The following is a 23948-nucleotide window of genomic DNA, read 5'->3' on the forward strand; positions in this document are numbered from 1 at the left end:
TTAGCTTTGGGTTTTTACTGAATAAATCAATCAGCAATCACACAATAATTTAAATTGATACAAAAAAGGATGAATTTTATCGAAATTTAAATAGATTTAGTTTTATTTGAAAATATAACTGTTATATTATTTTATGTGAATATTTGTAAATATTATGTTTTGTAGATAGATTAAATTTCTTTAATTTTTGAAGGATTAAATACACGACATTATACCTTAAGGTTGTTTTACATAAGCTGCTTCATTAACTGAAAGGCAAGATGAGGTGAATATGAGATTGGACGTTTTAGAAGCTCATCAAACAGACCAGCTCAGTGCTTGTAAGTTGTCTTTACTTTTAGGTGTTTATACGTCTGATAATAAAATTGAACGTTATATGCGAATTGCTCGAGCAATTCTGAATGTCGAAAATGCACTTTTTACCTTTCATAATGAACCTTATAAATGGGTTGCATCCGAAGAAAATAATTTTAAAGCGCTTTTAGTACAAAATAAAAAAAACTTTGCTGCCTATTTTGAAAATGATTTTGTTATTACTCCAAACCACCCGCACTATCAAAAACTCTCAACACATTTATCCCAATTGGGTATCGAACATAGTCGTTTGTTGTGTTATGACCTACGATTTGAAATGCAAGAGTCGATTGCTCATGTTTATTTCTTTGATCATCAACAGCTAGAATTTACAGATAACCAGTTAGATTTATTAAAAGAATTAACCATAGGACTGATTACAACATTACAAAGAAATTTTGAATCTGAAGATTATTATGAATTGTATGAACAAGAACGAGCATTAAATTTTAGCAAGACAAAATTCTTTCAAGTGATTGCGCATGATTTACGTGCACCATTTCATGGATTGATTGGTTTTTCAGATGTCCTCGCCAATGAACGAGAAACTTTGGATGATGATAATGCTCAAAATATTGCCAATTATTTATATGAAACACTGCAATCAACGTATTCTTTGCTTGAAAATTTACTCAATTGGGCGATGTCGGAAGGTGGGCGTTTTGAATATCATCCGATTAATTTTAAATTGAAACAAACCTCTAGAATAGTTTATGACGTATTAAATACATTAGCAGTGAAGAAAAATATAGAGTTGATTGAAGATGTTCCACCTGATTTGTCAGTCTATGCCGATATGAATATGGTGACATCAATCATTCAAAACTTAGTGTCCAATGCTTTGAAATTTACTCATACCGATGGAACTGGAAAAGTCAGTGTTACAGCAAAAAGTATGGGACAAAATATTGAAATTATGATCAAAGATTCAGGGCTTGGTATGACTCAATCCCAAATTGATCAAGTTTTTGAGCCGAAAATAAAAATAAGTTTAAAGGGCACAACAGGAGAAAAGGGTACAGGTTTGGGTTTAGTGCTCTGTAAGCGTTTTGTTGACCTGAATCATGGTGAAATTTCGGTAACATCAAACAAAGGTCAAGGTACGACATTTAAAGTGTTATTACCTATCGCAAAAGAACCACATTTAACCTTAGCTTCTAATGAAACTGAGCAAACTTGAACAAGAATTTAAAAGTACTCATTTAAATTTTTTGGCAATAAAGAATAATCGCTTATTTTATGGTCTTAATATTTTAATAAAAATACAAAATCTTCCCCTAAATCTAAACCAAACTGCTATAAATAAACTGAGAAAATAGACGTACGAGCTTTCCCCAATGAACGCTGAGCAATTGCACAAAACATTACATGCAAGTCAGTATGCAGAACAAGTATTAGGTTTACATCAAGTTACTTTAGAACAAGATTATGCAATAGACCAATTTCAGCAATCACTCAATACACAACAAATACAGCAGTTGGTTCAAAGTGAATTAGTTAATATTCAAGATGAAAGGGTCTGGATGAAAACCCTACGTATTTTACGTGCACGGTTAATGTTTCGTTGGATTTGGCAAGATGCTAATCAGCTTACAGATGTTGTTACTTTGACACGTGAACTTTCAGATTTTGCCGATGCGAGTATCAATGTTGCAAAAGATTTTGCACGTATTCCATTGGTCGCCAAGCATGGTGACCCTGTTGGTTATGGTGGCAATATTCAAGATTTGATTGTCATTGCCATGGGTAAATTAGGCGCACAAGAGCTGAATTTATCCAGTGATATTGACTTAATCTTTGCCTTTGATGAACAAGGTGAAACCAATGGACGTAAATGTATTGATGTTCAGCAATTTTGTATTCATTGGGGACAGAAAATTATTTATCTGTTGGAGCATATTACCGCAGATGGTTTTGTGTTCCGGGTCGATATGCGCTTACGTCCTTGGGGTGATGGTTCAGCACTTGCGATTAGTCACGCTGCTTTAGAAAAATATTTAAGTCAGCATGGACGTGAATGGGAACGTTATGCATGGATTAAAGCTCGTGTAGTTTCTGGTGGGAAAGATGGTGCAGAACTTTTAGATATGACGCGCCCATTCGTATTTCGTAAATACGTGGATTACACCGCTTTTGAAGCAATGCGTGAAATGAAAGCCATGATCGAACGAGAAGTGGCACGTCGTAATATTGCAGATGATATAAAGTTGGGTGCAGGCGGGATTCGTGAAGTTGAATTTATTGTGCAGGTTTTCCAACTGATTTATGGTGGATCTAAATTAGAACTACAAGACCGCCAGTGTTTGGTCAGTTTGCAGCACTTAGGTGAAGTCGGTTTATTGGATCATCAATCGGTATTGGATCTTGAAGATGCCTATTTATTCTTACGTCGTGTTGAACACGCGATTCAAGCTTTAAATGATCAACAGACGCAGTCTTTACCGACAGAACCTGAGCTACGCCAACGCATTACAGATACTTTGGGTTTTGAGAGTTGGGAAAGTTTTACTGCGTTTTTAAATCAAAAGCGCAATAAAGTGATTTATCAGTTTGAACATCTCATTAAAGAAAAAGGGCTTGAATCGCCAACAGAAAGTTTTAGTCAATTAGAACAACAGCTTGAAGCTGTATTGGATGGTAATGCCAAGAATTTGATCCATGAGTTTTGGTTTGGACATGCAATCAAAAAACTCCCTGCAAAAGCGGTTCAACGTTTAAAAGAGTTTTGGCCACATCTGATTGAAGCTATTCTACAATCGGATAAACCTCAAACTGCATTGATGCGCTTGATGCCATTGGTTGAATCTGTGATGCGTCGTACCGTGTATTTGGTCATGCTGATAGAAAGCAAAGGTGCATTGCAACGTTTGGTTAAAATGGCAACAGTGAGTCCATGGATTTGTGAAGAACTGACGCATTATCCAGTGTTGCTCGATGAATTTTTATCGATGGACTTTGAATTACCAAAACGCAAAGACTTGGAAGATTCCTTACGTCAGCAATTGTTACGCATCGAGATTGATCAAGTTGAAGATCAAATGCGGGTTTTACGTTTATTCAAAAAATCCAATGTACTGACCGTGGCTGCGAGTGATGTACTTGCAGAAAGCCCTTTAATGAAAGTATCTGACGCATTAACAGATATTGCAGAAGTGTCTGTGAATGCGACTTTAAATCTCGCTTACCAAACTGTGGCGAAACGTCATGGTTATCCCGTTGATGTTGAAGGCAAACGTTGTTCATTGGATCACATGGCTTATACCGTGATTGGCTATGGCAAAGTTGGTGGTATAGAACTGGGCTATGGTTCTGATTTAGATCTTGTTTTTATTCACTATATGGATGAGCAAGCGGATACAGATGGTCATAAGGTGATTAGTGGTTTTGAGTTTGCGATACGGGTTGCACAAAAATTTCTATCGCTAATGACGACACAGACCTTAGATGGACGAGTTTATGAAATTGATACCCGTCTACGTCCTTCTGGTGAAGCAGGTTTATTGGTTACAAGTCTCAAAGCTTTTGAACAATACCAACTTAAAAACGCATGGTTGTGGGAACATCAGGCGATTGTTCGTGCACGTTCAATTGCAGGTGAGCAGAGTTTAAGAGTAAAGTTTGAAGAATTACGTTGTCGAATTCTCACATTACCGAGAGAAGAAGAAACAGTTCGTCAAGAAGTATTGAACATGCGTCAGAAAATGAAAGATCATCTGGGTTCATCAAAAGAACAGAAAAAAGATGGTATTTTTCATTTAAAACAAGATGCAGGTGGTATCGTTGACATTGAATTTATGGCACAGTATATGGTGTTAGCCTGGAGTGGGACGAATCAAGATCTCGCCCATTATTCCGACAATGTACGAATCCTAGAAGACGCTGCAAAAGCAAATCGCTTATCCAGTGATGATGCATCAGCCTTGATTCAAGCTTATCTCAGTGAACGTGCCGAAAGCCATCGTTTAGCACTTGCAAACCATAATATGCAAGTCAATGCTAAGGATTGGCAAGATACCCGAGAGGTCGTTTGCAAGTTGTGGCAAAGATTAATTGATCCAACAGCGACTTTCGTTGTGGAAAGTGAATAATTGTATAAAAATTTGGAGTGTGCGCCATGAACTTGGCTGATCGTGATGGTTTTATTTGGCAAGATGGACAAATGGTTGATTGGCGTGAGGCTAAAATTCACGTCTTAACTCATACATTACATTATAGTATGGGGGTTTTTGAAGGTGTCCGTGCTTATGAAACGCCTAATGGTACCGCGATTTTCCGCCTTCAAGACCATACAAAACGGTTGCTAAACTCTGCAAAAATTTATCAAATGAAAGTTCCATTTGATCAAGCAACGCTTGAGCAAGCTCAAATTGATGTGGTACGTGACAATAAACTGACATCTTGCTATTTACGTCCAATTATTTTTATTGGTTCTGAAAAGTTAGGTATCGCTGCGACGGGTAATACCATTCATGCGACTGTTGCTGCATGGAGTTGGGGTGCTTACCTTGGTGATGAAGCGATGGCACGTGGTATTCGTGTGAAGACTTCATCATTTACACACCATCATCCAAACGTGACAATGTGTAAAGCGAAAGCATCTGGTAACTATACGGTATCAATTTTGGCGCATCAGGAAGTTGTTCAGTCAGGTTATGATGAAGCGATGTTGCTTGACCCACATGGTTTCGTCTGTCAAGGCGCTGGTGAGAACGTATTCTTGATCAAAGATGGCGTATTGCATACACCTGATTTAGCGGGTGGCGCATTAGAAGGGATTACTCGTCAAACTGTAATCACGATTGCGAAAGACTTCGGTTATGAAGTGATTGAACGCCGCATTACGCGCGATGAATTCTATATTGCAGATGAAGCATTCTTTACGGGTACGGCTGCGGAAGTGACACCAATCCGCGAATATGATGACCGTGAAATCGGTACAGGTACTCGTGGACCGATCACTGAGAAAATTCAAAAAGCATTCTTTGATGCTGTTCAGGGCAAAGACCCTAAATATGCACATTGGTTGACTTATATAAAATAAGTGGCTGAATGTTAAAAAGGATTCCAATTGGAATCCTTTTTTTATCTCTAAATTTAGATAAGTCTTTTGAATATTCTTAACTAAAAGTCTTAGCTAAACAGTAGAGTCTGATTCAACTTTATAAAAAATTAGACTTTATAAAAATCTCTGTACCAATCCACAAATTGTTTTACGCCATCTTCTACAGATACTGATGGTTTATAACCTACGCTTTGTTCTAAAGCAGTACTATCAGCAAATGTGTCAGGAACATCACCTGCTTGTAAAGGTAATAAATCTAAAATAGCTTCTTTACCCAATGCTTTTTCAATTGCATGAATATATTCAATTAATTTAACAGGATTGTTATTGCCAATATTAAAAATACGGAATGGTGCATTACTGGTCGATGGATCTGGATTTTTACTATCCCAATTCGGATTTGCTTGTGCAATTTGATCACTTGAACGGATCACACCTTCCACAATATCTGAGATAAAGGTGAAGTCACGGGTATGATTGCCATGGTTGAAAACAGGAATTGGTTTATCTTCAATAATGTTCTTGGTAAATTTGAATAAAGCCATGTCTGGACGTCCCCACGGGCCATAAACCGTAAAGAAACGCAATCCAGTTGTAGGTAGTTGAAATAAATGACTATAACTATGTGCCATTAATTCATTGGCACGTTTCGTTGCAGCATAGAATTGAACAGGGTGGTTTACGCCGTGCTGCTCACTAAAAGGCATAGTTGTATTCGCACCATAAACACTACTGGTACTTGCATAGGTTAGATGAGGTGTTTTCGAGTAACGGCATGCTTCAATAATATTGGTAAAACCAATCAGATTACTTTCTACATAGCTTAGTGGGTTTTCAAGTGAGTAACGTACACCTGCCTGTGCAGCTAAGTGAATAACACGGTCAAATTGATGATCTTTGAAACATTGATCAACAATGGCTTTATCTGCAAGATTAGCTTTAATAAAAATAAAAGACTGTTGAACTTGTTCAGCCGTTTCTGCGAGGACTTTTAATCGAGCTTCTTTTAAAGCAGGATCATAGTAATCATTGACATTGTCAAAACCGACAACATCATCACCACGCTCTAAAAGCTTTTTTGCAACGTTAAATCCAATAAAACCTGCTGCACCTGTGACAAGAACCTTCATTCATCTGCTCCGAAAATATCTCGTGTATACACTTTATCTAATACATCACTTAAATCATTGGAAACACGGTTGGCAATGATCACATCACTTTGTTGTTTAAATTGTTCTAAATCATTAACAACTTTAGATTTAAAGAAATCTTCTTCATCTAAAGTAGGTTCGTAGACAATCACATCAATCCCTTTGGCTTTGATACGTTTCATGACACCTTGAATAGCAGAAGCTCTGAAGTTGTCTGAACCACTTTTCATCACTAAACGATAAATACCGACGGTATTTGGATTTCTTGCAATAATTGAATCTGCAATAAAATCTTTACGTGTACTATTCGATTCAACAATTGCCTGAATTAAATTACTTGGAACTTGGTTGTAATTGGCTAAAAGTTGTTTGGTGTCTTTAGGAAGGCAGTAACCGCCATAGCCAAAAGATGGATTGTTATAATGATTGCCAATTCGTTGATCTAAACATACACCTTCAATAATTTGCTGAGTGTCTAAGCCAAAAATTTGCGCATAAGTATCTAATTCATTGAAATAGGCAACTCGCATTGCCAAATAAGTATTGGCAAACAGCTTAATTGCTTCAGCTTCAGTTGAATCTGTAAATAAAACAGGGCTATCTTTTTTGATCGCACCTTCAATCAGTAAATCGGCAAAAAGCTGTGCGCGTTCTGATTTTTCACCGACAATAATGCGAGAAGGGTACAAATTATCATGCAACGCTTTACCTTCTCTTAAAAATTCAGGTGAGAAGATAATATTTTCAGTGTTAAATTTTTCTTTTAAATTTTGAGTAAAACCGACAGGAACAGTCGATTTGATGACCATGACCGCAGTAGGATTAATTTCTAAAACTTTTTGAACAACACTTTCAACACTTTGCGTATTGAAGTAGTTGGTTCGCGTATCATAATCTGTTGGTGTTGCAATAATCACAAAATCGGCATTTGTAAATGCATCTACTGGATTCGTCGTGGCTTTGAAATTCAACGTTTTTTCTTTTAAGAAAGCTGAAATATCTGCATCTTGAATTGGTGATATCTTATTATTGAGTAAATCCACTTTATCTTGAAGGATATCAACAGCAACAACTTCATGATGTTGTGCAAATATCATTGAATTGGATAAACCAACGTAACCTGTTCCCGCGACTGCTATTTTCATAAAAACCTAGTATAGAAAATGTGCTTGCAAAAGTGTATTTAGTATCACAACGGATTCAGCAAAATATTGGAAAATAAAATGATTAGAATCAGTCTAGATACTCAGTCCATCATAACATATTCTCAGTAAACAAATTGTTCAGCTTATGCAATCGGATACAGTAACTTGATGACGGTAATGGTATGATACGCCTATTGCTCAGGTGGAAGATTGATGCATGCAGGTCAATGAATCAAATTTACAGTCTAATTTAGCTGAATCAGAACAGAATATTGTTTTATGTATGAAGTGGGGTACCAAATACGGTGCTGACTACGTCAATCGACTTTACAATATGGTAAAACGACATACGACTATTGATTTTAAAATGGTATGTCTTACTGATCGTACAGAAGGTATTGATCCTGCTGTTCAATGTTTTCCAATTCCATCATTGGCGTTGCCTGAAGGAAGTCCTGAACGTGGTTGGAATAAACTGTCTACTTTTGAACCTGATTTATATGGTTTAAAAGGAAATTTATTATTTTTAGATCTTGATGTCGTTATTGTCGATAATATTGATGATTTCTTTACCTATCCAGGTGAGTTTTTAATTATTCATGACTGGAAACGTCCTTGGCGTGTCACAGGAAACAGTTCAGTTTATCGATTTAAATTGGGTACATTCCCTGAGATTTTGCCGTACTTCCGTGAAAATTTCGATGAAATTAGCCATAAATTTAGAAATGAACAAGAATATTTGTCTTGGTATGTCGATCAGCAGAAAAAACTGAGCTATTGGCCAAAAGACTGGTGTAAGAGCTATAAATATCACTGTTTACAAAAATTACCATTGGCATATTTCAAACCACCAGTAAAACCGCAAGATGCCAAAATCATTATTTTTCATGGTGAAATTAACCCGCCAGATGCGGTGGCTGGTGGTGGTGGTAAGTGGTATCGTTATGTTTTGCCATCAGATTGGATTAAGGATGCTTGGCAATAATTCATTGACTTTATTTGATCATGTTTGAGAACAATATAGATGCAGAATCTTGATATCGTAATTGCTTGGGTTGATGGCAATGATGTTGAGTTAAAACGAAAACGTCATAAATATCTAACAGGTGAAGATGCTTCTGATGCTGTGAGTGATACTCGTTTTGCCAGTAATGATGAAGTTTATTACAACATTGCATCTATATTGAAATATGTGCCTTTTTGTCGTCATATTTATATTGTGGCAGATAATCAAAAGCCTGAATTTTTGGATGAATTTGTCGAACAAGGCTTATGCGATGCCGACAAAATTCGTGTAGTTGATCATCGAGAAATTTTTGCGGGTTATGAGCAGTATTTACCGACTTTTAATACGCGATCAATTGAAAGTATGCTTTGGAATATCAAAGGATTATCGGATTATTTCATCTATTTAAATGATGATTTCTTTTTTAATTCAGAAGCGAATATAACAGATTTTTTAGAATCCAATAAAATCGTGACTTATGGACATTGGAAGCGTTGTTTTAGTTATAAAACTAAACTGAAATATCGTCAGTTTTTAAATCGAAACTTTAATAAACCGATTCAACCTGGCCATGTCATTGCGCAAATGTTGGGAGCGGATATTCTAGGATTTAAAGAATTCTTTGAAATTCATCATTATCCACATTGTGTAGATCGAAAAATTTTAGCTGAGTATCTTTTGAATCATCCTGATTTGTTGAAAAAGCAAATTGAATATAAATTCAGAAGTGTTGAGCAGCTGAATCCAATTTCTTTGATGAATCATTTAAAAATTCAGAAAAATGAAGCCGTATTAAAGCCTGATTTAGCATTGGCTTATTTAAAAAATGCTGAAAGTGTAGTCTCGTTTGTACAAGCATTAAATCAGAATGATATTCAATATGGTTGTATTCAAAGTCTGGATCAATTGGATTCTGATCATGCTGAACAAGTTCGAAATGCAATGATCGAAAAATTACAAGGTTATTTACCTCAATCTGTAATTTCTCGAAAAGTAAGTAATTTGGAAGTAGCGCATGAAAGTTGAAACTTATCTTATTAATTTAGATGGTAGTGATGAACGACTTGCGAGAGCGACTGCGCAATTACAAGCGGTAAACTGGCCGTTCGAGCGTTTTGCTGCGTATGATGGTCGTGGTAAAGCACTTTCATCTTTTGAAAATTATGATGATCAATTGACACAGCAAACTTTGGGACGACGCTTACTGAATTCTGAGTTGGGATGCTATTTAAGCCATTATGGCTGTGCAGAAAAGTTTCTACAAAGTGATGCAGATTATCTTGTTGTATTAGAAGATGACATGAAAATAACAGATGAGTTTAAAAAATCTGTGGATGAGGTTTTAGCGTATTTAGATACGCACCAAGATTTAGATTGGTATCTTATTAATTTAGCAGCAAAAAAGAAAAAACTCGCAAAAGATATTGTGAAATTCAATCATTCTACTTTATGGCATGCTTATTATTTTCCCATCCGTGGTTTAGGTTTGATCTGGTCTAGAAAGGGTGCAGAAGCATTTATTGCTCAAGGTAAAACCATGAGTATGCCTGTAGATATTTTCTTTCAAACATGGTTGAGTAAAAATGGCAAAGGGTTAGGCGTTTGGCCAGCTTTTGTTAAACCAGCGGGCTTAGACAGTGATATTTTAGGTACAGTTGCAACACAAGGAATATCTCGTAAAGAGAAAGAAAACCGTGATGGCTCTTATGGTTTTAAGAAACAAAAGCGTATGTGGCGAGATCGGATGTATGCATTAAGGTATAAGTATTTTATTTAATTGAATTATTTTTGATAATATGAAAAGGGTTTAATGTGGAATGAAGTTCTTTAAAAAAGTATTTTATCGATGCCTTTTTTCTTTTAAATTTTGGCAAGAAAAACGAGAAAAAAATCAAAATATTGATAATTTTGCCAACCTTGTTGTTTTGAATCCTGTAAAAGAAGATTCTGAGCTTAAAACTATCCCAAAAATTATTTGGTTATATTGGGAAGGAAATTTGCCAAATCTGGTAAAACGTTGTATGGAGCGTATTCAGAATATGCATCCAGATTACCAAGTCCATATTCTTGGTGTAGATAATGTGCAGGTCTACTGTTCATTTGATCTTCAACAACCTGTTGTCCAAAAGGCTACACCGCAGCAACGGGCAGATCTAATTCGATTTAATTTAATATATCAATATGGTGGTATTTGGCTTGATGCGAGTATTATCATCTACGAGAAGTTAGATTGGATCAATACATTAGTTCAACAAAGTAAAACTCAAAGTTTTTCATATTTCCGTGCAAAAAATACAACTTTACTTGAATATCCTGTGTTGGAAAATTGGTTACTTGCTAGTGTTGCTGAAAACCATTTCTATCAGTATTGGTTTGATGAACTATATAGAGCAATAGAACAAGGACCAGCAGAATATATCGAAGAAATTAAGAAACAGGCGAATAGTCTAGATATTTTTCAAAGAATTGGGCGTTTAGAATATTTAGTTGCATATGTTGCTTGTCAGAAAGTCATGCGCGAACATCCAGTGAGTATGGTTTTAATCAATTGTGATAAAAATGCATTTTTCTATCAAGTCTCTCATCAATGGGTGAAAGAGAAAGTACTTATCGATATGGCAATTAATTTTATACCAGATGAAGCTCCGAAATTAATTAAATTGGTTGGCAAAGAAAGGAAAATCTTAAACAAGTATTATGAAAAATCAAAGTATTTCCCAAACTCTTTGTTAGATATTTAATCAGCTTGTAGATTGTAAAAATTGATTAGAATTTCTTATTTAGATTTATATAAGAAATGTAGTGATTTTAAATTTTTATAGGATTATCCATGCTTAATATACAACAAGAGTCTCTTTATTTGGTTACTTTACAGTAAAATTAAAACACTCAAAATATACTTGAATGCTGATGATTTCAGGGGTGGACAGTGATTTTATATGGGTGATGCTACCTTGGTCCTGTAGAGTATTTTTATAATACAACTTGTTTGTTTCAATGATTAGTATAAAATAAATCAATAAAATATCTTCGTACTCTTTTTCTTGAACAAGAATGGCGAGAGAAAATTTTTAATCCACTAGAATTAGCTATAACATTTTATTTTATGACTATATACATATACCAAATTCAATATGATGATAAAACTTCAGCAAATCCAAATAATAAGACAAAAAACTTTGACTGTAGAGAAAATCCTGAATTCTTAAAAAGAGAAATGGCTCATTTAGTTCGATTTTATGATGAGGTTATTTGCTCTAATGAATATAAAGAAACTGACTATTTCGCATTATTATCCCCTAAATTTTTTGATAAGACAGGTCTTACGGGGCAAGATATAGAAAATTGTCTTATTCAAGACCACTACCAGCATGATGTTTATATATTTAATCCTAGGCCACTTTATCCGTATAAATTTTTAAATGTATGGTTACAAGGTGAAGTAAATCATTCAGGTTTAATGGTATTAGCTGATAAACTCTTCGCTAAAGCAAAATATACGTTTACTCCTAGTTCCCTTCATCGTAACCCTCATCATAAAGTAAGTTATTGTAATTACTGGATTGCAAAAAAAAGTTTTTATAGACAATTTATCTCTTTCATTAAACATTTAGATCAATGTATTGAAAATATGTCTAGCGATGAAAAGGTACAATATTTTTCAAAAACACAATATAGTACGGAAGCATGCTTCTATCCTTTTATTTTTGAAAGATTACTGACAACATATCTATATATGTATCCTGAGTATCAGTCTCAATCATATTCATTTAAAAAAGATAACGCTAATGCATTTAAACGATGTAATCATCTTGAGATAGACTTTTATTTAAATGGTAATAAAGAAATTTTTGATCATTGGGAAAAAACATTATGTCCGGAATCAAAAATAATTAGTCAAGAAATTGAACGGTTAAATTATTATTTTTATCCTAAATTTCCATTAAAGTTTTTAGTATCTATAATTAAAAAAATAAGTAAAATCCAGATTAATAATATAATGAATAAAAAAGTAAAAGAAATAAATTTGTTAAAAGAAAATATTAAAGAGTAATGTGGGAGATTTTACGAAATTTTTTTAACAATTTTTCATTAGAAAAAATATTAAAATCAATTTTTTTGATTATAATAACAGATCTATTAAATATTAAACAAAATTCTGAGCATCCAATTTTTTGAAGGCTTGGATAGCACTTTGTGTAGAAAGATTAACAACCTGAACTTGCTGTTTCTCTAAGAAATGGGCAGCAGTTTCAAATGCACTTGAAATTGCAGTAAAATCTTGTTCTAACCGAGTAGGTTGTTTATTGTCATCTGATTCATAAAATCGCGGCTGATTGAAATTACTCATATCAAGCCCTGCAATTAAAATGTTTTTGTAATTTAATGCATAAGCAATTTGTAAGGCGACATATGCAACTGTGTAATAGTCATATATAGCATCAAAAATGTTTGTTGAGAAACCAATATTATTTTCCATATAAGCATCAGGTAGAGGGGAGGCTAATGTTGCTTTAGCCCCCATAAAACGTTCAATCTTAGTTTCAGTAATGATTTCTATAATCTTGAATGTGCATTGAACTTTATCAATATCGTAGGTTCTTAAAATAACTTCCAAACAACGTGCAGTTGTAAAAAGTGTACATTCAGCATTATTCAAAACCTTTGATACAAGATCCGATTTATTTTTCGCAAAATTATGGTCAATAATCACATAATATTTAAAATGAGCGTTTTTTAAACTGATAGCTCCATTTATACCAATATGGTCAAATTCATCTTTCATAAATAAGGCTGGATCTGTTGTATTAATAGATGGTCCAGTTGCGATGATTATACAAGTATCATTTTTTGAGACGGGGTGTATCGTGTTATCTGCAATCAAATTATTTTTATAAAATACTTGGTTTAAAAGACCTTCTTTATTTCGTATAACTTTAAAATATGGCCAATATCTACGATTGTGGTTAAATGATTTTGGATGGGAAATTTTGTATAAATATTTGAATATGTTTCTTAAAAAAACAGCTGTAAAGAAATTGCTCATGAAACAAACTCATTATAATTAAACAAGGATTATTATTAAGCAGAGTTGGTTTACTAACCAGATTTATTTCACCAACTCAAGCTTAATTAATTACTTATGATGTTCAATAAAATCATTAATCATCTAGAGTAAATTTGTTACTTTTAAATTTTGATTTGATTTTACCCAAGGTACGGTTAAACCAATTATTATCATTATTTGGACGAGTGATTTTATTTCCATGATAATTAATTTGTGTTGCTTTTAAAAAATCGCCATAGGCAGAAATTCTATAGTCTTCAAGCTTATACCCAGCAGTGATAGCTTCTTGATAATATTGGTCAAAAAGTTCAGTTAAATCTGATCGAGGGTGTGTCATGATTTCGCCATCAAACCAGTGCTTTAATCCTTCTGATTCGAGTCTAGGAATAGAGTATTTATGGCTAAATTGGGTTCCCATGTCTGAGTAATGAAGTATTTTAATATCATTAATAGGAAGTTCTTCTCCATCAATACAATTATAGCTATCTGTATAATTTTGAACTAAATTAGGTTGCTCTTTAATCAGTTTCATTAATTTTTTATGACCATCAGGGTCTTGTTTTAGTTGTTGTAGTTTTGGCAAATAATTTTCAGCTACAGCGCAATTCCATACGCAAGTACATAAGCGTGCGGTGCTTTTCCCGCCTTTTGCGATGACCATAGCATTTTGATTAAAAGGCGTATTCCATAGTTGCGCAATATCAGTTAAAACAATCACATCAGCATCCATATAAATGGCACGACCTTGAAAGTTGCATAATTCAGGAATAGCCCAACGAAAACCCGAAAAAGGTGTTGCCCATTTTTCGGTGCGCCACCCTGAAAGCTGAGTTTGGTCTGAGAACCAAGGACTATTTTGATCATGACTTAACTGCATCCAAGTAATTTCTACAGGATGTTGAGTGTTTTTTCGGATGCTATAGTCAAGAACCATCATCTGTTCAAGGTCGCAGTTGTTTGGATCGCAACCTACAAAAATTTTAATGGTATCATTTGTCATATAGATGCACTGCCAACGATGTTTAGTATTTATATCTTAACAACTCTTATCCGCAATAAGAATCATTTTAAAAAAAATTGTCATGGAACTGCTTTTTGAGCTCTTATTGAATTTTCCCTGCACATTTCTATTCCATCAATGATTTGATAGCTGTAGTGTCAAGACTATTAAACATTAGTCTTTGGTAATTCAATCTTTTGGTATGGGGGGAGATCCAATATATTTTTGATCCAATTCTCAAAACTATATTTTTCTACAATATTTTTATCTATCTGAACATATGGACGAGCTAAAAAGCTCGTAATATTTGAAAGGTCTTGACCATCCCATATTAGAATATTATCTGGATGATAAAAGTCATAATGTTGGATTACAGCGTTGTTCGTAATTAGTTTTTTTCCATAGTATAAAGCTTCGAAGGTACGAAATGATAAGCCATGATGTACTGGATTAACAACGTCGACTAATATATCCGCTTGATTAATACGAGCTAGATTTTCATCAAACTCAATATTTTTTTTGATAAATTTAATCTCTGCATTTTTATATTGTGCATATGCATTTTTAACATCTTTAAGCGCTCGAACGTTGAAGTCTAATTTGATTCCATGCTCGCTTAATACTTTTGCACAATAATCCAAGGACTGTGATCGTTCATCAAAATGTAAACCTACAAAGTAGGCAACAGTTCCCTGATGTGCGACAGGTTGAGGATGATACATATCGAAATAAAAATTTGTCGTACCTATAAGGTTGTACTTTTTATATTCAGGATTAGATAAATCCATATTATCAAATATAAAAAAACGATTAAATGTATTGATGGATAAAAAAGTATCAGGAAAACGGCTTAATCCGTTCCATTGATAACCAATAAAGTTTTGATTACTTTTTATTTTCAGAGTATTCAAATGTTCTAAAGAAAATAAATCAGGGCGAATGACTACAGTATAGTCTGATTGAGTGTTAAGAATATCTCTTTGAATTTTTTGACTTATAATTTGGTGCTTTAAATTCTTTTTTATTTTAGCTTTATATGTGGAGTCGGATAAAAAAAATTGACGGAAATAATGATAAATAGAATGTAGTAAGGGAAGCTTTATTCGTTTTAAATGCTCAGGAGAACTGTCAATAAATTTAATATCGAAATTATGATGTTTAAGATTCTGTTGGATGGGGGCTGCGAAGTTACTATGGCTTGGCATAGCTAACACAATTTTGATTTTATCCAAACTTGAACTCCTGAATTTATATAAAAATATGAGTTTAAAATGTATTACAAAGGCTACTGATTTAGTGAATATCAAAAAAATTATAGAAATGTATATAAATGTGAAGAGAAGGCAATTAAGTTTACATACCGTTGTGTCATTTATACAAATTCTTGCCGCCTTCTAATTTGCGAAAGCGTTTATAAGCCCATAAATATTGTTCAGGTGCGACATCAATCATACGCTCAATTTCTTTATTCAAAGTATCGACAGAAAGTTGTAAATTTTTGGAATTAATATCTGGAGATAGCTGTGTGACATATAAATCAAAGCCTGATAAATCTTGGCGACGAATACAACTGAGCCCAACAACAGAACATTGTGTTTTGGCTGCAAGTTTAGATAGCAGTGTAGATGAAAATACATTCAGCCCAAAAAAAGGAGAATAAATTCCTCCAGGTGCTTTAGGAATATGATCGGGCAGAATTGCAGAAAACCCCCCTTGTTTTAAATGCTTAAACACAGCTCGGACACCTGAATCATCTGTAGGTACGAGTGTTGCATTTAATCGTTGTCGAGATTCCAACATAAAGCGATCTAAATCTTTATTTTTACTCGGTTTATACATAATGATAGGGCTAGTATGTTGATTAAGCCATGCATTTATCAGCTCCCAAGTACCAAAATGTGGCACTACTGCTAAAGTACCGTTCGGATTCTTTAATGCATCTAGGAAAATTTCCGCATGATGTACATCTTTGATTTGCGCTAATGCAAATTCAGGTGATGAGCCCCAAATTTTGATCGACTCTGCATAAGTCATACTTTGACTTTTTAAACTGGACTTAACCAACCGCTGTTGTTGTTGATTATCTAGTTTTGGGTAAACTGCTTTTATGTTCAGTTCAGTAGTCTGTTTTGCAGAGGAGTTAGTGATAAATAGTAATGTGCCGATAGCACTTGCAAGGGATTGAATAAACCTTAAAGGCAAGCGCGAAAAATTTTTAAGTAAGCTGTACATAGTTTTATTTAGAATTACTCTCGATCAGCATTGCCTTTTAAAACCAAATAAATCAGTGCTGAAATGATAAAAAAACCAGCAATAAAACTACTCATACTGAAATAAAGAATACGCTGATAAGTGTCTAAATTGAAGAGTTGATTGCTTAAGATATAGCGCATAAATCCCCATTGAACCACTGAAAATACAATGATAATAATTGTATGACGAAGAACAGCAGGACGCATAGCCATCGGTTTTCACCTCATAAGTTAACATGAATATTATGCCATTAATGAGAGCTTATCTCAATTCGTGAATGGCATGTATATAAAAAGAAAAACCCTGCATGGAGCAGGGTTTTTTACCTAAATAATGACGAATTATTTAGATTCTTCAGCTTTTGCTTTTTCACGTAGACGAATGCCTAAATCACGCAATTGATTTGGTTCAACTGGTGCAGGTGCTTGCGTCAATGGGCATTCAGCAGTTTTGGTTTTCGGGAATGCAATCACATCACGAATAGAAGATGAACCTGTCATCAACATCACCAAACGGTCAAGACCAAATGCTAAACCACCATGCGGAGGTGCACCGAATTTCAAAGCATTTAACAAGAAGCTGAATTTTTCTTCTGCTTCTTCTTCGTTAATGCCTAACGCTTCAAAGATCGCTTTTTGCATTTCTAAGTTAAAGATACGTAAAGAACCGCCACCAATTTCAGTACCGTTCAATACCATATCGTAAGCAACTGAAAGCGCAGCACCAGGGTTGTTCTTCACTTCTTCAACAGTTGATTTTGGTAATGTGAATGGGTGGTGAACAGATGTCCATTTACCGTCATCAGTTTCTTCAAACATTGGGAAGTCAACAACCCAAAGCGGCGCCCACTCACAAGTTGACATTTTCATGTCATGACCGATTTTGATACGTAAGGCACCCATTGCGTCGTTCACAATTTTCGCTTTATCGGCACCGAAGAATACGATGTCGCCATTTTCAGCGCCAACACGTTTTAATAAATCAAGTACGATTGGTTCGATGAATTTAACGATTGGAGATTGAAGACCTTCAATGCCTTTTTCAAGTTCGTTGACTTTGATGTAAGCCAAGCCTTTCGCACCGTAGATTCCCACGAATTTTGTATATTCGTCAATTTGGCTACGTGGAAGTGAACCAGCGCCTGGTACACGAAGTGCAACAATACGACCTTTAGGATCTTTTGCAGGACCAGCGAACACTTTGAATTCAACGTCTTGCATCATGTCTGCAACGTCAACCAATTTCAAAGGAATACGTAAGTCTGGTTTATCCGATGCATAATCACGCATTGCATCTGCATATGTCATACGTGGGAATTTATCGAAGTTTACGTTAAGAAGTTCTTTGAACATTTTAACTGTCAAAGTTTCCATCAAGTCCATAATGTCATCGTCACTCATGAACGATGTTTCAACGTCGATTTGGGTAAATTCAGGTTGACGATCCGCACGTAAATCTTCATCACGGAAGCATTTAGCAATTTGGTAATAACGATCAATACCACCCACCATTAACAATTGTTTGAACAATTGTGGTGATTGTGGAAGCGCATAGAAGCTACCATTTGAAACACGGCTTGGAACTAAATAGTCACGTGCACCTTCTGGTGTTGCACGTGTCAAAATTGGTGTTTCAACGTCCAAGAAACCATTTTCTTCAAAATAGTTACGGATCAAGTTCGTCAGTTTAGAGCGGAAACGTAAACGATCTAACATTTCTGGACGACGAATATCAAGGAAGCGATATTTCAAACGAATTTCTTCAGAGATATTCGAATTTTCATCATTCAATGGGAATGGAGGAGTTTCAGACGCAGCAAGAACTTCAATTTCTTTACCTAAAACTTCGATTTGACCGCTCACCATATTGGCATTTTCAGTACCTTCATAGCGACGACGTACACGACCAACGATTTTTAATACAAATTCTGAACGTGCTTTATCGGCAGTCGCAAATGCTTCTGGGGTGTCTGGATCGATGACCACTTGAACGAGACCATCACGGTCACGCATATCAAGGAAAATCACACCACCGTGGTCACGACGACGGTGTACCCAACCACACAGGGTTACGGTTTGGTCAATTTGAGCTTCGGTTAAAGAACCGCAATAATGAGTTCGCATCATAGCGTTAAAAATCCAACTATATGGGTTAAGGAAGCGAATACGTAAACAGCGCATCGCCTAAAAATGTAATGTGAGATTATGCCTCTTTGAGCGATGAGTCACAAGGACTTGAGTTCAAAAGCAGCATATTCTGAAATAAATTTAAGCTGAATTTAATCAAAAATGAGTGATCAAATCGGCAACTTCACGATTAATCAAAGTATTTTCGATAATTTAAAATGGAGAAGATCATGCATCCTACTGAGAAACAAACAATTGCGCCTCGAGTAAATGCTTTTATAAAAAAGCCAATCAAATGATATAAATCGATATTTTGAGTGGTGAAACCCGTTTTTTGAGCGAAATAAATATAATAAATACAACCACTAAAAAACGAGCAGATGAATAAAAGGTAGCCAAATAGTTGTGCTTTATGATTTAAACTTTCTTTGACATGGTATTTAAAAAAATAGTGAATAGCCATCCACATCAAAAAAGGCAAAGCAATAGCGGAGCAACCGATTTGTAAAACCTTATGCATTGGATATTCATGACTCAAAATCAAGACAGGCTGTGCCAAAAACTCATGAAATGCAAAGGTTCTAAAATCCAAATGGGTTAGACCATCCCAAATGATGTGTGTTGCTGTTCCGACAATAATGGCAATCATCATTGAAAGTAAAAACTTACAAAATGTTGAAAACGAGTGAATATTTAAAGGCTTAGAAACACCTAAAAATTTAAAAAGCATTGGACGGTAAAGTGCGTACCAAAAAAAGCAGAACAATAAACCAACCAACAGATCGGGATAAATGATGCCTTTCCATTGATGATTTAAATAAATTTCTGTTTCGACCAATAAGCGATAAAGGTCAGGTGTCATTGTGCCAATCGCCAATGCAGCTATAGGCAGGCGATTGCCAGTGAGCTTAGCGATAGGTGGTGCAAGTACTGCATGGGAGAGCGTAAAAGGCATTTGAATTATAGGTATTTAAAACATAATTTAAATTTGATTCTAAATTAAAAAGGCGTGAGAACATGTTTTTTATTGCAAATTTAATGAAATGTTATAATATAACAAGTATTCAAAATACCGAGCTTTGAGAGCCAGTCCATGACTTTTGCAAAAAGTGCCCTGACACTTTCTATTTCAACAATTTTTTCAACTTTAACTTGGGCTGATACTGCGACAACAGATGCAACGGAAGCTTATACGCAGACATTAGAAACCATTACTGTGGTCGGGCATCCACTGGTTGCTTCGAGTGCTGATTTCGGTGTGGCAGACCAAACTGTTTCACGTGAAAAATTACAGCAGGGTGGTACAACGCTAGGTGAAGTGCTAAAAAATGAATTAGGTGTATATTCAAATACTTTCGGTGCAGGTTCAAGCCGTCCTGTGATTCGTGGTCAAGAAGGTGCACGAGTAAAAGTTACGCAAAATGCGACTGAAACCATGGATGTTTCTAGTTTATCACCAGACCATGCTGTGACTGTTGATCCTCAGTTGGCGCAAAAAATTGAAGTGATTCGTGGGCCATCAACATTACTTTATGGTGCGGGTTCAGTGGGTGGTCTGGTCAATGTGATTGACACAAAAATTCCGACAAAAATGCCAAAAGGTGGTTATGAAGGAAATGTTGGGCTACGGTATAACACGGGTAATGATGAGAAAATGGCGCATGCAGGAGCGACTATTGGGCTAGGTTCAAATGTTGCATTACGTGTTGAGGGCTTAAAACGTGATGCAAATGATTACATCACACCCAACTATATGGTGACAGAAGATCATGATGATCATACACATAGCACTAAACAACGTCGTGTAGGGAATACTTTTTCTGAATCGGAAAATATTAATCTAGGTTTATCATGGATGGGTGAACGTGGCTTTGCAGGGGTTTCTTATAGTCATCGTCAAGACCAGTATGGTTTACCAGGACATAGTCATGAATATGAATCTTGCCATTTGCATGATTTAACATTGCATTGTGGTAGTCACGATGATCATTCGGGACATGACCATGATTATGATGAAGATGAGCATGGTGCTTCAGGTCCTTGGATTGATATGAAAACAGAACGTTATGATTTCCGTTCTGAGTTAAATGATCCTTTTGTTGGATTTAAAAAATTACGTGCGCAAGCAAGTTATACCGATTATCAACACGATGAAATTGAAGGTAGTGAAGCAATGACTACTTTTAAAAGTGAAGGTTATGAAGGTCGTGTGGAATTAGTACATAATCCTGTTGCTCAATGGGAAGGTGTGTTGGGTGTTCAAGCCAGCCAACAAAAGCTTGATATTACCGGCGAAGAAGCAGTCCTTGCACCGAATAAAACTCAAAAATATAGTCTATTTGCTTTAGAGCATCGCCAATGGAATGATTTCCACTTTGAGTTAGGTACCCGTTTTGATCATCAGGAAATTGATGTTGATTCTACACAGAAGGATTTTGATGGCCATGCATTTTCCTATTCAGGTGCGATAAATTGGGAATTTGCACCTAACTATAAATTGTCATTGCTTGGATCACATCAGGAACGTTTGCCTTTGGCACAAGAGCTCTACGCAGATGGAAAGCATTATGCAACCAATACTTATGAATTGGGGAATGACCAATTAGACAAAGAAAAATCCAATAATGTAGAGTTGGGCTTGCACTATGATGGAGATAAACTGAGCTATCACGTGCATCTATATCATAATTGGTTCGACAATTATATTTATGCAAAAACTTTGGATCAGTATGAAAACTTCCGTTTAATCAAGTATTCACAAGACAGTGCCAAAATTTACGGTACAGAGGCTGAAGTGGCTTATCAATTCAATGATGTCTACAAAGCAAGTTTATTTGGTGATTATGTACGAGGCAAAATTGACAATGAAAATGCACCGCGCATCCCTGCAGGGCGTTTAGGTACACGTGTAAATGCCGATTTTGATGATCATTGGTCAGGTTCTGCTGAATATTCACATGTATTTGATCAAGATAAATTTGCAGCTTATGAAACTGAAACCCAAGGCTACAATATGGTGAATGTAGGGGTTGCGTATAAATATCCGCTGGCAAATAAACAAGAAGCTAAAGTATTCTTTAATGCCAATAATTTATTGGATGAAACGGCGTATGAACACACTTCTTTCTTATCCAATATTCCACAGATGGGACGTAATTTTGTTGTTGGTGTAGATTATAAATTCTAATTAATTGCTTTTATTCACCAAACCATCATTGAAAAATAAAGAGATTAGACCTAGTCTGAATATATTGGATTAGGTTTTTTCTTATGCGTATCTTTAATAAAATTCATAGTAAGTTGAGTTGGTCACGACGACGTTACTTCGGCATCATCGTTGGTATATTGGCTTTAGGCTACTTGTCTTCTGCGATATATCATACTTTTAAACCCATGCCGCAAGGGTTGGATTTTACAGGTCAACTTAGACATGGCAATGTGAAGTTTATAGCGGATCAAACTTATATTGATGCGCAAGGAAAACAACAAATCGATCAGCATATTTTTGATCAAATTTTACAGCTGATAAAAGAAGCTAAAACCACCATCGTGGTTGATATGTTTTTATTCAACAGTGAAGTCGGTAACTCGAAAGTCCAACATCGGGCGCTCACTGAACAATTGACACAAGCGCTGATCAATCAAAAAGTGGTAAATCCTAATTTAGAGATCAAATTTATTACCGATCCAATTAACTCAGTATATGGTGGGCTCGCACCTGAACAATATCGTGAGCTAAGGCAGGGCGGTATTGATGTGATTGAAACCAATCTAACGCCGTTACGTGCATCAAATCCAACATGGTCTGGTTTTTGGTATCTGTGTTGTCAGAATATTGGCAACAATGCTGAAAAAGCTTGGTTGAAAAATCCATTTGGAAATCAGCCAATCACGATCCGAAGTTATCTGAATTTATTTAATTTCAAAGCCAATCATCGTAAAACCATTGTAGTAGATACAGCAGAAGGCTGGAAAGCGATTGTCACTTCTGCAAATCCACATGATGGTAGTTCACGCCATTCAAATATTGCATTGCAAGTAGAAGGTGCAACAGCAGTTGATATTTTAAAGTCTGAACAACCTGTTGCACAGATGTCGGAAGGTGATACACCTTTTGTGGTCGTTGGAAAATTACCTGAAAATCCGAATGATCCTCAAGTACAAGTATTAACAGAAGCCGCAATCTATAAAGCGGTTTTGAAAATGCTTGAAACAGCGCAAGCCAATGATCATATCGATTTAGCGATGTTTTATTTATCGGAACGAAAAATTATTAAAGCGCTGATCGCCGCTAAACAACAAGGTGCAAGCTTACGTATTTTGCTAGACCCCAATAAAGATGCTTTTGGTCGTCAAAAGAATGGGATTCCCAATCGTCAGGTCGCTTCAGAATTACATGATGCTGGGATAGATGTTCGTTGGTGTAATACGCAAGGCGAACAATGTCATAGTAAAATGATCATCAAACGCAATGCACAATCTGCGGAAATGATTTTAGGTTCTGCAAATTTCACAGCAAGAAATTTAAAAAATTATAATTTGGAAACCGATTTAAGAGTACTTGGAAATTCACAACAACACGTTTTTGTGGATGCAGAGCAGTATTTTAATTCGGCTTGGTCAAACTTGAATGGACGTCAAATGAGTGTGGATTATGCGAAATATGCAGATGATTCCAAGTTGAAATACGGGCTGTATCGTTTTATGGAGTGGAGTGGTTTGTCGACATTCTAATACCGAATTTCTCTCTAATTCACTATGCTTAATTGAGAAAAAACCCTTC

At 35.4% G+C, this 23948-nt stretch carries 19 protein-coding genes; 10 read left to right on the forward strand and 9 right to left on the reverse strand.

Annotated features, from left to right (window positions below; genetic code table 11):
• Positions 1-271 precede the first annotated feature (271 nt).
• The 3 genes from CDA10_RS11305 (at position 272) to CDA10_RS11315 (ending at position 5395) form a co-directional block, all read left to right on the forward strand.
• Positions 272-1534, forward strand: a complete 1263-nt coding sequence (locus tag CDA10_RS11305; RefSeq protein WP_089605704.1) for a sensor histidine kinase — start codon at positions 272-274, stop codon at positions 1532-1534.
• Between the two features lie 157 nt (positions 1535-1691).
• On the forward strand, positions 1692-4442 hold the full coding sequence (glnE, locus tag CDA10_RS11310; protein ID WP_089605705.1) for a bifunctional [glutamate--ammonia ligase]-adenylyl-L-tyrosine phosphorylase/[glutamate--ammonia-ligase] adenylyltransferase: 2751 nt from the start codon (positions 1692-1694) through the stop codon (positions 4440-4442).
• Positions 4443-4468: 26 nt separating this feature from the next.
• Positions 4469-5395 carry a branched-chain amino acid transaminase gene (locus CDA10_RS11315; RefSeq protein WP_089605706.1) on the forward strand — a complete coding sequence of 309 codons (927 nt, stop codon included), beginning with the start codon at positions 4469-4471 and terminating at the stop codon, positions 5393-5395.
• Between the two features lie 128 nt (positions 5396-5523).
• On the opposite strand, the gene CDA10_RS11320 is transcribed toward CDA10_RS11315, so the two are convergent.
• Complete coding sequence (locus CDA10_RS11320) at positions 5524-6546, reverse strand: NAD-dependent epimerase (protein WP_089605707.1); 1023 nt, start codon at positions 6544-6546, stop codon at positions 5524-5526.
• The gene (locus CDA10_RS11325) at positions 6543-7712 is read right to left on the reverse strand and encodes a nucleotide sugar dehydrogenase (RefSeq protein ID WP_089605708.1); all 1170 of its coding nucleotides are present in this window, start codon (positions 7710-7712) and stop codon (positions 6543-6545) included. Before CDA10_RS11325 ends, CDA10_RS11320 begins: the two co-directional genes overlap by 4 nt.
• A gap of 217 nt (positions 7713-7929) precedes the next feature.
• On the opposite strand from CDA10_RS11325, the gene CDA10_RS11330 reads away from it, so the two are divergent.
• From CDA10_RS11330 to CDA10_RS11350, 5 genes are all read left to right on the forward strand, one after another.
• Positions 7930-8697 carry a glycosyltransferase gene (locus tag CDA10_RS11330; protein ID WP_089605709.1) on the forward strand — a complete coding sequence of 256 codons (768 nt, stop codon included), beginning with the start codon at positions 7930-7932 and terminating at the stop codon, positions 8695-8697.
• A gap of 39 nt (positions 8698-8736) precedes the next feature.
• Positions 8737-9744, forward strand: a complete 1008-nt coding sequence (locus CDA10_RS11335) for a Stealth CR1 domain-containing protein (protein WP_089605710.1) — start codon at positions 8737-8739, stop codon at positions 9742-9744.
• Positions 9734-10495 carry a glycosyltransferase family 25 protein gene (locus CDA10_RS11340; RefSeq protein ID WP_089605711.1) on the forward strand — a complete coding sequence of 254 codons (762 nt, stop codon included), beginning with the start codon at positions 9734-9736 and terminating at the stop codon, positions 10493-10495. Before CDA10_RS11335 ends, CDA10_RS11340 begins: the two co-directional genes overlap by 11 nt.
• Positions 10496-10535: 40 nt before the next feature.
• On the forward strand, positions 10536-11459 hold the full coding sequence (locus CDA10_RS11345) for a glycosyltransferase family 32 protein (protein ID WP_089605712.1): 924 nt from the start codon (positions 10536-10538) through the stop codon (positions 11457-11459).
• A 365-nt stretch (positions 11460-11824) separates the two neighbouring features.
• Positions 11825-12772, forward strand: coding sequence for a hypothetical protein (locus tag CDA10_RS11350; protein ID WP_089605713.1), 948 nt, complete (start codon positions 11825-11827; stop codon positions 12770-12772).
• Positions 12773-12865: 93 nt separating this feature from the next.
• On the opposite strand, the gene CDA10_RS11355 is transcribed toward CDA10_RS11350, so the two are convergent.
• The 7 genes from CDA10_RS11355 to CDA10_RS11385 form a co-directional block, all read right to left on the reverse strand.
• Complete coding sequence (locus CDA10_RS11355) at positions 12866-13765, reverse strand: lipopolysaccharide biosynthesis protein (RefSeq protein ID WP_089605714.1); 900 nt, start codon at positions 13763-13765, stop codon at positions 12866-12868.
• 115 nt (positions 13766-13880) lie between these two features.
• On the reverse strand, positions 13881-14786 hold the full coding sequence (locus CDA10_RS11360) for a glycosyltransferase (protein ID WP_089605715.1): 906 nt from the start codon (positions 14784-14786) through the stop codon (positions 13881-13883).
• Between the two features lie 167 nt (positions 14787-14953).
• Complete coding sequence (locus CDA10_RS11365) at positions 14954-16018, reverse strand: WaaS/CpsH family glycosyltransferase (RefSeq protein WP_089605716.1); 1065 nt, start codon at positions 16016-16018, stop codon at positions 14954-14956.
• A gap of 136 nt (positions 16019-16154) precedes the next feature.
• Positions 16155-17018, reverse strand: a complete 864-nt coding sequence (locus CDA10_RS11370; RefSeq protein ID WP_089605717.1) for a lysophospholipid acyltransferase family protein — start codon at positions 17016-17018, stop codon at positions 16155-16157.
• A 14-nt stretch (positions 17019-17032) separates the two neighbouring features.
• On the reverse strand, positions 17033-17251 hold the full coding sequence (locus tag CDA10_RS11375; RefSeq protein ID WP_089605718.1) for a hypothetical protein: 219 nt from the start codon (positions 17249-17251) through the stop codon (positions 17033-17035).
• Between the two features lie 129 nt (positions 17252-17380).
• A complete protein-coding gene (aspS, locus tag CDA10_RS11380; RefSeq protein ID WP_089605719.1) occupies positions 17381-19165 on the reverse strand; it encodes an aspartate--tRNA ligase in 1785 nt (594 codons plus the stop codon).
• 190 nt (positions 19166-19355) lie between these two features.
• Positions 19356-20120, reverse strand: coding sequence for a DUF4184 family protein (locus CDA10_RS11385; RefSeq protein ID WP_089605720.1), 765 nt, complete (start codon positions 20118-20120; stop codon positions 19356-19358).
• A gap of 138 nt (positions 20121-20258) precedes the next feature.
• Here CDA10_RS11385 and znuD point away from each other — a divergent pair, with 138 nt between their 5' ends.
• Both znuD and CDA10_RS11395 read left to right on the forward strand, forming a co-directional pair.
• Positions 20259-22352 (forward strand): zinc piracy TonB-dependent receptor ZnuD, encoded by a 2094-nt coding sequence (gene znuD, locus CDA10_RS11390; RefSeq protein WP_089605721.1) that lies wholly within the window; start codon positions 20259-20261, stop codon positions 22350-22352.
• Positions 22353-22435: 83 nt separating this feature from the next.
• A complete protein-coding gene (locus CDA10_RS11395; RefSeq protein ID WP_089605722.1) occupies positions 22436-23899 on the forward strand; it encodes a phospholipase D family protein in 1464 nt (487 codons plus the stop codon).
• Positions 23900-23948 lie beyond the last annotated feature (49 nt).

It is taken from the genome of Acinetobacter piscicola (assembly GCF_002233755.1).
Lineage (GTDB): Bacteria > Pseudomonadota > Gammaproteobacteria > Pseudomonadales > Moraxellaceae > Acinetobacter > Acinetobacter piscicola.